This is a genomic window from Paraburkholderia xenovorans LB400 (assembly GCF_000013645.1).
Classification (GTDB): domain Bacteria; phylum Pseudomonadota; class Gammaproteobacteria; order Burkholderiales; family Burkholderiaceae; genus Paraburkholderia; species Paraburkholderia xenovorans.
The window spans coordinates 2,982,024-2,995,780 of sequence record NC_007951.1; the positions used below are offsets into that span (position 1 = coordinate 2,982,024).

A 13,757-nucleotide genomic window follows, 5' to 3' on the forward strand; every position below is an offset into this window, starting at 1 on the left:
AAGGAACGACAGCGGCCCACGTTCTCGCTCTTCGTTGATGCCAGCAATCGACGTTCGCCTAGCTCCAGGTCATGCGACGATGTCTGTCCGGTCGTTGCCACCGTGCGGCAACCTGTTAGGGATCTCATCGAGCTTGTCCCCGAGAATACGCCGCACCACCACGTAGAACACAGGGATCAGCAGCAAACCGAGGACGGTCGCGAACAACATTCCGCCTATTACCCCTGTACCGATTTCGTGCCGGGATGACGCTCCCGCTCCGGTAGAAATCACGAGTGGGAAAACCCCGAGGATGAAGGCCATCGATGTCATCAGGATCGGTCGCAGCCGCAACTTTCCGGCCGTCAACACAGCGTCGTATAAAGTCATGCCCCTGGCCTGTCCGTCGACGGCGAATTCGACAATGAGAATCGCATTCTTTGCTGCAAGGCCAATCACGGTCACCAGACCAATCTTGAAGTAAATGTCATTTGGAATGCCACGTAGCAGACAGAAGGTCAGCATGCCGAGCATACCGAGCGGAACCACGAGCAGAACGGCCACCGGTATCGACCAGCTCTCATAGAGTGCCGCGAGGCACAGGAATACCACGACGATCGACAGAATCATCAGCAACGTCGCCGAATTGCCAGAGAGAACTTCCTGGTAGGACTGACCGGTCCAGTCCGCGGCGAAGCCCGGTGGCAGCCGAGTATCGACAATATGCTGCAGTGTCTGCATGGCCTGCCCGGTCGAATAGCCAGGCGCGGGATTGCCCACAATCTCAATGGCCGAATAGCCGTTATAACGCGGCAATGCGACGGGACCAACATCCCAATGTGTTTTCACCACGCTCGACAACGGAACCATGTTGTACGGACTCAGCGAACTATTGGTCGCCGTCGGGTTGACCTGGGTCAGGTACCCGCTGGTGTTGGTGGTTTCGCCAGAAGTACTAGTGGCACCGGTTGACGCGCTGCTGATCCCGCTGGGCGTGTAGATATGCTGGAACGCGTCGATCCCCATCCGGTACGGTGCATCGGCCTGCAGATACACGCGCTTGACACGACCCGCATAGGTGAACTGGTTCACATAGTACGGAGCCAGCTCCATCTGGATGGCGTTATAGACATCGGTCAGCGAGAGCCCCATTGCTTGCGCCTGCACGCGATCGACGGACATCTCAAGTTGCTGCGCATCGGGAAGCGAATTGGGCCGAACGCCATACAGCGTCGCGTTTTTTGCGGCATTACCAAGCAGAACGCGTCCGGCCTGCGCCAGTTCCGCGCGCGACTGACCCGCACGAGCCTGCAGGTACATGTCGATTCCGCCGAATTGGCTCAACCCGCGGATGGTGGGAAGATCGACGACGAAGACGCGCGCGTCCTGGAGTCCATGCAATATACGGTTCGCCTGCGGAATGAGCTGCATCGCGCTCTCGGAGCGCTTGTCCCAGTCGGTCAACTGGATAAACGCCATCCCCACGTTTTCGCTACTGCCCACGAAGCTGTAGCCTTCCACCTGGTAAACACCAGCGATGTCCCTGCCAATCGGGCTATGTTTGAGCCTGTCCGACATCGCGTCCATGACTTCTTCGGTACGCTGGAGCGTGGCGCCAGTTGGCAGATTGACGAGTGCGAGCATGAAACCCTGATCCTCATCCGGCACGAAGCTGGTCGGCAGATGCACATATAGAAACCCAGCCAGCACGGAGAGCAATACAAACACCACCATCCAGCGCGGCGCGTGACGTACCGCACCGCCGATCTGGCGCGCGTAACGCTCGTTGATCCGCGCAAGCCCCTTGTCGAACCAGCGGAAAATGAAGTTCTTTTTCTCTACGTGCGTGGGCTTGAGAATCGCCGCGCAGAGCGCCGGCGTGAACGACATGGCAAGGAACGCCGACACCAACATCGAAACCGCAATAGTCAACGCAAACTGAGCGTAGATGATGCCGGTGGCTCCCGGCTGTAACGCCGACGGAATGAACACGGCGGCCAACACCACGGTGATTGCGAGAATGGCACCGGTAATCTGCCCCATCGCCTTGCGGGTAGCCTCTTTGGGTTCGAGATGTTCCTCGCTCATGATGCGCTCGACGTTCTCGATCACGACGATCGCATCGTCCACCACAATGCCGATTGCCAGCACCATCCCGAACAGGGTCAGCTGATTGAGTGTGAAGTGCAGCGCCGAGAGGCCGATAAAGGTACCCAGCAGCGCCACAGGGATCACGAGGGTCGGAATAATGGTGGCGCGCAGGTTCTGCAGGAAGATCAGCATCACCACAAAGACGAGCGCAATCGCCTCCAGCAGCGTGCGCACCACATCGGCGATCGAAGCCGAAATAAACGGCGTCGTGTCATAAGGCACATTCCAGGTGACGCCAGCCGGAAGATCCTTGGCGAGTGTAGCCATTTCGGCCTTCACCGCTTTGGCCACCGCAAGCGCATTGGCGCCCGGCAGCAGATAGATGCCCATGCCGCCGGCCGCTTTGCCCTGATAGACAGAGGCCAAGCCGTAGCTTTGCGCACCGAAAGTGATGCGTGCAACATCGCTTAACCTGACCACGGTGCCGTTGCTGTTGGTCAACAGGATGATGTCGCGAAACTGCTTCAGTGAAGAGAAGAGCGTGTCACCTGATACCGAAGCAGTAAGCACTTGCCCCTTCACGGCCGGATCGGAACCGAGCGAGCCCGTTGCGAACTGCGCGTTCTGGGCACTTACAGCGTGGAGCACCTGGGTGGTCGACAGGCCATACCCTTGTAGCTTGTCCGGATTCAGCCAGATGCGCACGGCGTATTCAGAGCCCAGCGAGAGCGTGTTACCAACGCCATTGACCCGTGCGATCACCGGCTGGATCTGCGACGCGATGATATCGTTCAGGCGCGCGGCGTCAATGGCCGGATTGCTCGACTGCAGGGAAAGGAACATCAAGATGTCCGGACTCGCCTTGGCGACGACCACACCCTGCTGTGTCACCTGGGCCGGCAGCAGCGGTTGGGCCAGATTGACCTTGTTCTGAACCTGCACTTCCGCAATGTCCGGATTTGTGCCGGTCTCGAAACTCAAGGTGATTGTGACGGTGCCGTTGGAGTTCGAGGTAGAACTGAAATATAGCAGGTTGTCGATGCCGGTGAGCTGCTGCTCGATCACCTGGGTCACAGTCGATTCCATGGTCGCGGCATTCGCGCCAGGATACGTGGCCGTTACGGTGACCTGAGGTGGTGCGACGTCCGGATAAGAGTCGATGCCAAGATGCATCATCGAAATGACACCGATGATGCAGATCAGAATCGGGATCACCCATGCAAAGACGGGGCGATCGATAAAAAATCGAGGCATGGGGCAGCTTCCTTAGTGTGCGTTGACGGCAGTCCGGCTGCCTGCAGCCAATGCTGATCCGTCTTGCGGCGCGGCCGCCGACGGCGCATGCCATGGATGAGACTTGACAGGATCGCCCTCATGCAGGCCTTGCAGACCGGAGACAATCACCTGATCGCCGGCCGTAAGGCCTGTGGTAACGATCCAGTTGGTGCCCAAGCTGTCGTTGGCGGCCACATCCTCGCGCGCCACCTTGCCGCTCGCATCGGCAACGAATACATAAGCGCCTACGGTGTCACGCTGAAGCGACTCCTGTGGCACCAGGAACACGTTGCGCTGTTGGCCCAAGGTCACGTTCAACGTCACATACATGCCCGGGAGTATCGTGCGCTGAGGGTTCGGTACCAGTGCACGCAGATTGACCGCACCCGTAGTGGCATTCACGGAGACGTCGGAGAAGTCGAGGGTGGCCAGTTGGGCGTACGCGCTGCCGTCTGGCAGCGTGATCTGCACGGTCGTCCTGTCTGGCTCGGCGAGCGCGACGTCGCCGCGGGCACCTGCTTCTCGCAGCATCAGCAGATCCGCGGCGCTCAAGGTGAAGTTCACGTAGAGCTGGTCAATGTCGTTCACGGTGGTAAGCAAGGTGCCGCCGGAGCCAGCATCGGAGGTACCGCTACCCACGAGGGCGCCGACGGTCACTAGCTGCTGACCGGCAATGCCGCGGATCGGCGAGGTCACCTTGGTATAGCCGAGGTTGACCTTCGCGCTTTCCACCATCGCCTCATCGGCCTTGACTTTAGCCGCGTCACTGCGCACTGTCGCATCGGCGTTGTCAACTGTCTGTTGCGACACGGAGCCGACCGGCAGCAGCTGGTGATAACGCGCCGCGTTGACCTTGTCGTTCATCCAGGTAGCCCGATCTTCGCCGAGGATGCCGAGGTCGTTGTTGAGCTGCGCCTGATAGTACGCAGGATCGATCTCGAAGAGCACCTGTCCGGCCTGGACGTCGGTACCTTCCTTATAGACCCGTTTGGTCAGGACACCGGACACGCGCGCCGTGACGTTGGCGCTGAGATATGGCGCAAGACGTCCGACCAGATGGCGCGTCAGGGCAACACTCTGCGGCTGGACGGTGATCACGCCGACCTGCGGCCGCGGAGCTGCCGAGCTGTGACTGGATTTTGCGCAGCCGGAAAGCGCTGACAGTATGAAAAGGACAACGCACAGCAACGGTAGTGACTTCATGAAGACTCCAGTTTTTCCCAATTCCCGACGCAACCGGCTATCGCTGGACTCGATGCTTCGCCCCCCAAAGCGGCTAAGTTCAAGGCGATCTTTCATTGCGACCTCTCCCCCGATTTTTGATCCGAGGATTGCTGCGCAGCGTTCGCACTGATGCTGACTGCCGCACCCCTGGCGTCATCCCACTGCCATCCGCCGCCAAGGTTCTTGACTAGCGTGACGCTGCTCTCAGTCAATGCCGCCTGCGTATCTCTCAGGCTCTGCCCGGCCCGCAGCAACGTGATCTGTTGGGTCAACAGGGCTTGTTCGCTTGTCGTGCCGGCCCGCATCTGGGCCTGCTGGCTAGAGAAGAGCCGCTGGTTGCGCTCGTAGATGTTCGCGTACGCCTGCTCCTGCTTACACAGGTGGTTGTAAGACGATAAGCTATCCTCAACGCTCTGGAACGCCGAGAGCACGGTTCCGCGATATGTGGCGATCTGTTCGTCGTAGGTGGCCTCGGCTTCGTGGACGGCCGCCGAGCGCGCGCCGCCGTCGAAGATCGTGGCGGCGAGATCCGGTCCGAGTGTCCAGAAGCGGTTCGGCACCGAAAACAGGTTCGCCAGCGCGTTATGCTCGAACCCGCCTTGCGCCGACAGCGTCAGGGTCGGGAAGAACGCGGCCTTTGCTACACCGATCCTGGCGTTGGCCGCGGCGGCCGTGCGCTCCGCACTCACGACGTCATAGCGCCGTTCCAGAAGTTGCGACGGGAATCCCGGTGGCACGACGGGTGTCGTGAAGACATAGCCGGGCTGCGGCGGCAGGGCGAAGCTGGCCGGTGGCGTACCGGTCAGCACTGCGATGGCATGCTCGTCCTGCTCGCGTGAAGTCTCCGTGGCTTGCAGCTCAGCGATCACGAGTTCGAGCGTGTCCTGCGCCTCGAGGACTTCGTCGTTTGACACTGTTCCCTGTACGAAGCCAGCGCGGTCCATCTCCAGAATCCGCGCGTCGATGCCCTGCTGCTGCTTCAGTGAAGCGATGTCGACATCGGCCTGACGCAGCGAGAAATAGTCCACCGCGACGCTGGCGGCGATCGAGAGGCGTTCGCCGGCGAGCTGGGCGTCGCTTGCCTGAGCGCTGGCTTTGGCCGACTCGATCTCGCGCCGAACACTGCCCCACAGGTCGACCTCCCAGCTAGCGGAAGCGCTGACACTCGCGAGATTGCTCATGTACGGCTGGCTCGTGACGCTCTCGACCGCGGCCGTGCGCGAGCGCGATCCGGAGGCGTCCACCCCGACTGTCGGGAAGAGGCTCGCCACATTGGCATCGATCGTGGCCCTGGCGAGCCGGTATGCGGCTTCCGCAGAGGCGATCGACTGGTTGGCCCTGAGCGCCTGATTCACGAGGCTCGACAGCGTGTCGTCGTGGTAGTCGAGCCACCAGGTGCTCGAAATAGCGCCCTGCGGGTTCACCTGAGCCCGCTGCCAGTCCGTGCCTTCCTTAAAGGTAGCAGGGATGTCCTGGGGTGGCTTGTGATAGTCGGGGCCGACGGCGCAGGCTGCCACGAATAGTGTGGAAGCGAACAAGCTGCCAAGCCGCAGGGTCCGTGTTGTCCACGGTACCTCCCGGCGGCTCGCCTCGGAATCGATAAACGGCATCCTCATGTCACGCTTCCTTCTCTCTTTGCAATGCAGCTTCAAGGTATCGCGCTCAGTCGATACAGTCGTAACCCATCAGTTCGAGATGCAGCTGAACGAACCACCTATGCTCGCAGTCGAGCTCGATCGATGTCCCGTCTTCGCCCGTGCCACGCAGCCTGACATGACCAACCGCATAAGCAGCCCGGAATGCCCGTAGCGCGAACAACCGTAGCGCGAGTGCGACCGCCAGCGCGAGCAGCACTAACGCGGCCCGAACGTTCGTCGGAGGCTCGCCTGCATCGAGCAGATCGAACATTACGTAGAGAGCACATCCCGGAACGGCCGCGATCAGCAGGGAAACAGCGAGCAGCACGAAATGCGCGCGCAGGCTCGTCGCAAGACTCCGCTTCATCGGGAACGCTGCAGAGGCTGACGGATGGCACGGGGGATGACTCTCCGGCGCATTGTCGTCAACGCAGTCGCCAGCGCCATGCCGTGTGGCAGGGAAGGAGTTGCCTTCAAGGGGGTCCTAAGATCGGGCGAAAAGTGGCACGAGTTTAGGAGCACTCGACTTACCGCTCACTTACCAGGATGCCAGTCCGTCTGACTGAGATCAGGCCGGTAAGTATCGGGTAAGACTGTCGAACTGATAATTGAATGGCCGTCGTGGAGTTGTCCAGTTACCCGAACCGAACTGATTGGTCTGTTGAAGCCGTGCTAACGGAGCTGCACGTCCCATGCCCCCTCGTATACTTGTCGTCGACGCTGACGCCGGACTGCGCGATCCGGCAAACCGCTATCTCGCCAACCAGGGCGTCGAGATCTCCATATTGCGCGACGCGGGTTCTTTACAGCATCAACTCAGGCGCAATCGTCCCGACCTCATTGTGCTAGATGTGATGATGCCCGGCGCAGGCACCCTGACGGCACTGCGTAACCTGCTCGCAGCGGGCGATGAGATTCCTGTCGTTATGCTGACCGCCCGCGTGGACGTAGAGGACAGCATCGTGGGAGTCGAACCCGGTGCGGACGATTACCTCGGCAAATCCAGCAATCCCCGCGAGCTGCTGGCGCGCACGCTAAGTCACGAAGACAGGTTACTCAGACTGTCTGAGCGCGAGTTCGCGTTGGTCAAAATCTTCGCTGCCGCGTCAATGCACGTATTCACATCCGAAGCGCGCCACCGGCAACCGTCAGCAATCCGGAATGTTACAGATTCCGGGCATTCATTCGCGGAAAGACAGCGACGAGACATCTGAGACAATTTTTAAACAGACAGGAACGCGACGCATTTTTACACTGGCTTTGTCGTGGCCAAACTACTTTGGCGCGGCTTCAACCTAGAGGACGATACCCATGAAAATCCGGCTTTTTGCCTTGTCTGCCGCAGCAACCGTACTGGTTTGTGCCGACTGCCCCGCATTTGCGGGCGTAGCCGTCGGCGTTTCCGTCGGTGCACCAGCTGCCGTGGTCCCGGCACCAGTTGCCGTGGTCCCAGCTTATGTACCACCGCCTCCCGCGGTGGTGGTGGCGGCGCCGGTGATCGCGCCAGCACGGATCGCAGTGGTGGCCGCGCCCACACGGGTAGCAGTAGTGGCCGCGCGCCCAAGAGTAGGAGTAGTAGCCGTTCACGGTGGGTACCATCACGGCGGGAACTAGCGGTAGCGGCACGCTTGGCATCCCCCCAATAAACGCTGAATCTGCGCTCTTCAATGTACCGGCCAGCAGTGCCCACATCATGCCAAATGTCGTTTCCAGGGTCACCGATACCCGGCAGGGCCGCATTATCGTTCTCGACGACGAAGCGGTCATCCGTAACATGCTCCAGCGATACCTCATCTCACATGGCTTTGAAGTGCGTGCGGTACGCAACGGCATGCAGCTCGCGACGACTCTCGAACGCCACTCGTACGATCTACTGATTCTCGACGTGATGATGCCGGACGAGGACGGGCAGAGGTGGCGCCGCTTGTTCGGACAGGGTCCCGAGATTTTTAAGTGGAACGTCCGGGGCGATCATGCTGCCGATTTGATCGCTGGCAGCGTCGCGAAGTATGCCTCATCGGGCGTCTGATCCGCCAGGCTCGAATGAGGACGTTTGCGGTTGTACAGCTCAATGTATTGGCCTATGGAGCGCCGGGCGTGGCTGACCGACTCGTAGGCTCTTAAATAAATCTCTTCGTACTTGATGCTGCGCCACACGCGCTCGACAAACACGTTGTCGCGCCAGGCGCCTTTGCCGTCCATCGACAGCCGGATGCCTCGGCCCAGCACCGCCTCGGTGAAGGCTCCCGCCGTGAACTGGCTACCCTGATCGGTGTTCACGATGTCGGGGTGCCCATAGCGGGCGAGCGCCTCTTCCAGCGCTTCAACGGCATGCACGGCTTCCAGCGTGATCGCCACGCGGTGCGTGAGGATCTTGCGACTGGCCCAGTCCACCACCGCAGTCAGATACACGAAGCCGCGCGCCATGGGGACGTAAGTCGTGTCGAGTGCCCAGGCCTGGTTGGCCCGCTCGATCTTCGTGCTGCGCAGCAGATACGGCCAGACCTTGTGCTGCGCGTTGCGTCGACTCGTGTTCGGCTTGCAGTACAGCGCCTCCACGCCCATGCGCTTCATGAGCGTGCGTACGCGGCGGCGGCCAACCTCGTGGCTTTCCCGGCGCAGCAGGCGAGCCAGCATGCGTGCACCGGCAAACGGAAACTCCATATGCAGTTCGTCGATCCGGCGCATCAAACGTTGATCGACTTCGCTGACAGGCCGCGCCCGGTAATACGCGCTCGATCTCGCGATACCAACAAGCCGGACTTGCTGCGAAACCGGCAACGCATGGCCACGGTCAATCATCGCTTTGCGCTCAGCAATCCGGCCTTGGTGAGCGCACCGCTTAAAAAATCATTTTCCAGGCTGAGTTGGCCGATCTTGGCGTGCAGGGTCTTCACGTCTACCGGTGGCTCGCTCGACACCGGGCTGGCCGCACCGAACACGTCGGCCGCGCGCTCCTGCAACTGTCGTTTCCATTCCGTGATCTGGTTCGGATGCACATCGAACTGCTGCGCCAGTTCGGCGAGCGTGCGCTCGCCCTTGACTGCCGCCAGGGCCACTTTCGCTTTGAACGTCGCTGAGTGCGTGCGTCGAGTTCGTTTCGTCATTTTCTCGGTTCCTTTGCCTGCATTATCGCTGGCTCAGGCCCCGATCGTTCCACTTATCCCGCTGTCCGATTTTGCGCGGCCACCTCTGGCTTTCGATATGCAGGCGACTGCGAGCAGAGGGCGAAACACTGCCGATCCTGATGCTGACTGCGCGCGGTGACCCTGTCGACCGCGTGATAGGCCTTGAGCTCGGCGCGGACGATTATCTGGCGAAGCCGTTTCTGCCGAACGAGTTGCTGGCTCGCGTACGTGCCCTACTGCGTCGCCGGGACATGCTGAGGAAGCAGCTGGACGCCACCGACGGAGCGATGCCGGGAAAAGATGTTGCCTTGTTGCGCTTTGGCCCGTTCAGGCTTGATATCGGACGGCGGATTCTGTCCCGTGATGACAACCTCCAGGTCGATATCGGCAACAGTGATATGCAACTGCTGTGCGCGCTCGCGCGCACGCCAAATCGCCCGGTGAGCCGGGCGAAGCTGATTGAACGGGCCAGGGGCGCCGGGTCCGACGCGTCTGGACGGATCGTCGATATGCAGATCTGGCGAATCCGTCAGATTGTCGAAACAGATGTTTCTTCGCCACGCAATATCCGCACGGTATGGGGCGTCGGATATATGCTTGTCGCGAGGTTCGATGTATGACCGGATTGTTGCCACGTTCGCTGCTAGGACGCAACCTCCTGCTTCTCCTGCTTCTCGTCGTCGCCAGCGACATTTCAACGTTCACGATATTTTTTGTTTTCATCGAGACTCCTCGCATCGATGAGGCCGCATCGCTGTTTGCATCTCAGACGAGACAGGTCGAGCGGTTGCTGAGGGCGCTGCCACCTCAGGTCCGATACAACGAGCTCGTAGCCATCAACGGCGGTGAACAGGCACCACCGGCAAATGCGGATACGGATACGGATACCCACAGCTTTTCAGCTCACCGGTTCTTGCAGACCCTCACGCAGCACTTGCCATCCGGTACGCTGGTTAGCCTGGAAGGCGGCAAGGACAGCCGCCGGATATGGATTCAGCTTCGGATCGGCGAGGGGCTCGAGTGGGTAATGTTGCCGGTCCCGGCCGAAATCAGTCACCAGTTGCCGTGGAGTCTGATTGCGCAACTGCTGACCATCGCCGCATTCCCCGCACTCGGCGCATGGCTCATCCAGCGGTACACAGTGGTGCGACTGCAACGCCTCGCACGTGCGGCGACAACGGTCACACATGGTGCGTGGCCCGAACCGGTGCCCGTCGACGGACCCGTCGAGTTTATTACAGTAGCGAGCATGTTCAATCAGATGGTCGCGTCGCTCGCGGAAATGGATGCAACCCGAACAGAGATGCTTGCGGGCATTTCACATGACATCCGTACTCCGCTCACGAAACTGAAGATGGCGATTTCAGCGCCCGAGGCATTCGAGGCTCCGTCTGCGAGTGCAGAGCACTTCGTCGCAGAGATTGACGTCATTGTCGAGCAATTTATTGATTTCGGACGCAGTTGGGACAGCGAGCCAGTTGCGCAAGGGGATCTTAACGCGCTGGTCGATCAACTCGCGGCTGACTATGTCGGTCTCGGATACATCTTCCAGGTATCACTGGCGCCGTTGCCATCGATCCCTTTCCGGCCCGTCGGCATGCAGCGGGTGCTGATGAATTTGATGCACAACGCGGTAATCCATGGCCGGATCGGACTCGCTGTCCGCACATGGACAGAGCCCGGTTACGTCGTGCTCAGCGTGGAAGACGAGGGGCCAGGAGTGCCGGAAGCACAACTGCCATTGCTCAAACAGCCGTTCCGGCGTATTGCCTCACCGGGCAAGGCGGGCGGTACCGGACTTGGCCTCGCGATAGCCGAGCGCATAATCCGTTGGCACGGAGGTAGGCTGGATCTGAGCCTGCGAACCGAAGGTGGCCTCGCGGCGACGCTGCGTCTTCCCCTTAAATGACCTGTGTCCGGGGCGGACTCCATTGGGCTTTGTACCCGCTGGAACGCCACCTCTTCACGGCGCACGCCAATTACCGTCATTACGCTGTCGGGACACAACGACTTAATTCGCAGGCATGCCAATCACTTAACATATCGGAGAAAAGAGTTAGATCAAAGGTAGCATCTCTTGTCTACGGAGTCTTGCCGGCCTGAGTCGTCGCAAAAAATTCTACCAGGATGCTCCCCACCAGCTTTGGTTTTCCGTTCAGATCTTCGTTCCAGGGCGACGAGTGGTCGGCTCCGGCGAGCTCGATACGTTCGCAATAAGGTAATGTCGCCTTCAATGCAACGAGTGCCTTCTTAAGATAGTCCGGACTCCTGCTTCCACCGATCAGTAGCACAGGGGTACTCACTGCGCGAAGATCGTGTAGATGCTGATTCATGCTTGACACGACATTGAAGTCGTAACGCATCGCGGAAATCAACTCCCTTAGCGATGCATACGAAGTCGACCGACGATCATCGACGCGCAACGCGCGTGCCGCACCGAGCCGAAGAATCCAATGAGGCACAAACTGCAAAATCCGGGCTCCCAGACCGACGATGCGCATCGCCGTGGCGAGCGCGTCGTCCAGTCGTTCGCGTTCAACCTGCGTATTAAAGCGCGCGACGAGGTGCGTTGCCATCCTGCCCAGATAGAACGGTGGCTCGTACACTGCCGCGCGTTCGATCGGCAGGCCTCTTCGGAGGCTTTCAAGAACTATCATCGCTCCGGAACTTAGCCCGAAGAGGAATTGAGCCCCCGTATGCTCGAGAAGGACCCGAATGTCGTCGACATCTTTTTGAATCGAATGTTGAGCATCGTAGGGGCGCGGGCTCAATCCACGTCCGCGCCGATCCGGCACATGGACGGTAAATTTGTGGGACATCGCGAGAGCGAGCTGATGGTAATTCCGTGTGGTCCCCATCGCACCCTGAACGAGGACAACACCAGGCCCATCACCAAATGACTCGTATCCGATTGACGTACCGTCGGACGACGTCACCCGCCCGTTTGCAATCGATGTTTCCAATGTCATGGCAGTGCTGTCGCTTACTAAGTTCGCTATCTTCAGACACTGGACGATCGCGGACGACCGAGCTTCACCATCTGCCGAAACATGAATTGCGGCGCAACGCGGCTGGCGATTTTCAGCACATTGCTCAGGCCCGGACGAACTTCCTGTTTCCCGGCTTCGATACCGTCGATGGTGTGTTTAACGAGCACACTGACGTCCATGCCTTTCTCCCCTTTCATTTCCTCGGCGAACTCGCCCCTGAACAGCGGTGTCTCGGTGCCGGGAGGGGCCAATTCGACGATTGACACGAAGGAGCCTTCCAGTTGCGCCCTCAGACACCGTGTATATGCGTGGATCGCAGCTTTGGACGCGCTGTAGATCGGAGCCGCCGGAAAAGGAACAAACGCGAGGCCAGACGACACATTCACAATCAAGCTGCCCTTCTGACGCAAGAGTAGGGGGAGAAACGTTTGGACCATCCAAATGGTGCCGTTCAGATTCCCGTTGATCTCGGCTGTCAGATCGTTCAATTGATACTGCTGATCAAGCTTGATATTGCGCATCGCGCCCGCGTTGTTCACAAGGGTGTCTAACAGAGGAAAACTGGCTGACACCTTTTGATAAAGCAACTCGATGCTCGCCGGATCGCTAACGTCGCTTTGAAAAGCGTGGAGGCCTAGTACGGCTTGCCGTGCGGCTTCCAGCCTGGCGCGATTGCGCCCGGTGACTATCACGCTGTTACCCCGCGCGATCAGTTGCTTCGCCAGCTCGAGGCCTATTCCACTGCTTCCTCCCGTAATCAAAACGGTCCTTCCAATCAGTTTCACCCGTCATCTCCAGTTGAATTGAGCATTGACGTAGTTTGACGTGCATACTGTCAAAGAGGAAGAAGGCACCTGAAAGTCAGATACTTACCAAATGGAGAGTGTGACCATGAGACGAGGTCCGGCATTTACCAAGGAACAAGTTGCAGCCGCGCAATACTACGCCAGCCTTACACCGCCGATTGACCTCGATCCGCGGATTGGCTCCCTGGTCAAAGATCTAATAGGTCGCGTTGCAGACAAATGGACGATGTTGATTCTCGACGTCCTGGCGGAAGAATCGCCGCTGCGTTTCAGCCGCCTCGGCGAACGGGTCGAAGGTATCAGTCAGAAGATGCTCACCCAGACCTTGCGCGCGATGGAGCGCGATGGGCTAATCGAGCGTACTGTGTATCCGGTCGTGCCACCGAAGGTGGAGTACAAGCTTACAGACCTGGGAATCACTTTGGGAGCGGCGTTTTGCGGCGTATGGATTTGGGCCGCCAACAATCTGGACGCGGTCGAAAGGGCACGCAACGCCTTTGACGATGGACAGACACAATGAACGGTACGCGTCGATGATCGATCACCGCTTCATTGCGTATGGTCCAGCCCCGGAGAAAACGCGACCGGTGCGGCAGGTAGCGGCACTCCGGCGTCCCGGGCTAACGG

11 protein-coding genes and 1 pseudogene are annotated in these 13,757 nt (G+C 59.5%); 5 read left to right on the plus strand and 7 right to left on the minus strand.

Annotated features, from left to right (window positions below; genetic code table 11):
• Window positions 1-69: 69 nt before the first annotated feature.
• The 4 genes from BXE_RS13265 to BXE_RS13280 form a co-directional block, all read right to left on the minus strand.
• Window positions 70-3,324 carry an efflux RND transporter permease subunit gene (locus tag BXE_RS13265; RefSeq protein WP_011488811.1) on the minus strand — a complete coding sequence of 1,085 codons (3,255 nt, stop codon included), beginning with the start codon at window positions 3,322-3,324 and terminating at the stop codon, window positions 70-72.
• Between the two features lie 12 nt (window positions 3,325-3,336).
• On the minus strand, window positions 3,337-4,548 hold the full coding sequence (locus tag BXE_RS13270; protein ID WP_011488812.1) for an efflux RND transporter periplasmic adaptor subunit: 1,212 nt from the start codon (window positions 4,546-4,548) through the stop codon (window positions 3,337-3,339).
• 92 nt (window positions 4,549-4,640) lie between these two features.
• A complete protein-coding gene (locus tag BXE_RS13275; protein WP_011488813.1) occupies window positions 4,641-6,185 on the minus strand; it encodes an efflux transporter outer membrane subunit in 1,545 nt (514 codons plus the stop codon).
• 46 nt (window positions 6,186-6,231) lie between these two features.
• Complete coding sequence (locus BXE_RS13280) at window positions 6,232-6,573, minus strand: hypothetical protein (RefSeq protein ID WP_011488814.1); 342 nt, start codon at window positions 6,571-6,573, stop codon at window positions 6,232-6,234.
• Between the two features lie 325 nt (window positions 6,574-6,898).
• Here BXE_RS13280 and BXE_RS13285 point away from each other — a divergent pair, with 325 nt between their 5' ends.
• Together BXE_RS13285 and BXE_RS48190 are read left to right on the plus strand one after the other, a co-directional pair.
• Window positions 6,899-7,420 (plus strand): response regulator, encoded by a 522-nt coding sequence (locus tag BXE_RS13285; protein ID WP_011488815.1) that lies wholly within the window; start codon window positions 6,899-6,901, stop codon window positions 7,418-7,420.
• A 374-nt stretch (window positions 7,421-7,794) separates the two neighbouring features.
• Window positions 7,795-8,235 carry a response regulator gene (locus tag BXE_RS48190; protein ID WP_049782178.1) on the plus strand — a complete coding sequence of 147 codons (441 nt, stop codon included), beginning with the start codon at window positions 7,795-7,797 and terminating at the stop codon, window positions 8,233-8,235.
• On the opposite strand, the gene BXE_RS13295 is transcribed toward BXE_RS48190, so the two are convergent.
• A protein-coding gene (locus BXE_RS13295; RefSeq protein WP_407668608.1) for an IS3 family transposase occupies window positions 8,178-9,313 on the minus strand; the annotation gives its coding sequence in 2 pieces (ribosomal slippage) (window positions 8,178-9,049 and window positions 9,049-9,313; 1,137 coding nt in all). The two genes, BXE_RS48190 and BXE_RS13295, sit on opposite strands and share 58 nt — an antisense overlap.
• Before the next feature lie 89 nt (window positions 9,314-9,402).
• Between BXE_RS13295 and BXE_RS13305 the strand changes: the two are divergent.
• Together BXE_RS13305 and BXE_RS13310 are read left to right on the plus strand one after the other, a co-directional pair.
• Window positions 9,403-9,954, plus strand: a pseudogene (locus BXE_RS13305) (winged helix-turn-helix domain-containing protein); the annotation flags it as partial.
• Window positions 9,951-11,243, plus strand: a complete 1,293-nt coding sequence (locus tag BXE_RS13310) for an ATP-binding protein (protein WP_011488819.1) — start codon at window positions 9,951-9,953, stop codon at window positions 11,241-11,243. The pseudogene BXE_RS13305 and the gene BXE_RS13310, both read left to right, overlap by 4 nt.
• Window positions 11,244-11,415: 172 nt before the next feature.
• On the opposite strand, the gene BXE_RS43670 is transcribed toward BXE_RS13310, so the two are convergent.
• Together BXE_RS43670 and BXE_RS13320 are read right to left on the minus strand one after the other, a co-directional pair.
• Complete coding sequence (locus BXE_RS43670) at window positions 11,416-12,303, minus strand: alpha/beta fold hydrolase (RefSeq protein ID WP_011488820.1); 888 nt, start codon at window positions 12,301-12,303, stop codon at window positions 11,416-11,418.
• Window positions 12,304-12,335: 32 nt separating this feature from the next.
• Entirely contained in the window at window positions 12,336-13,109 is a 774-nt protein-coding gene (locus BXE_RS13320; RefSeq protein WP_011488821.1) for an SDR family oxidoreductase, read from the minus strand.
• Window positions 13,110-13,215: 106 nt separating this feature from the next.
• Here BXE_RS13320 and BXE_RS13325 point away from each other — a divergent pair, with 106 nt between their 5' ends.
• Window positions 13,216-13,650: a winged helix-turn-helix transcriptional regulator gene (locus tag BXE_RS13325; protein ID WP_011488822.1), complete on the plus strand. Its 435-nt coding sequence runs from the start codon at window positions 13,216-13,218 to the stop codon at window positions 13,648-13,650.
• The last annotated feature ends 107 nt before the right edge of the window (window positions 13,651-13,757 follow it).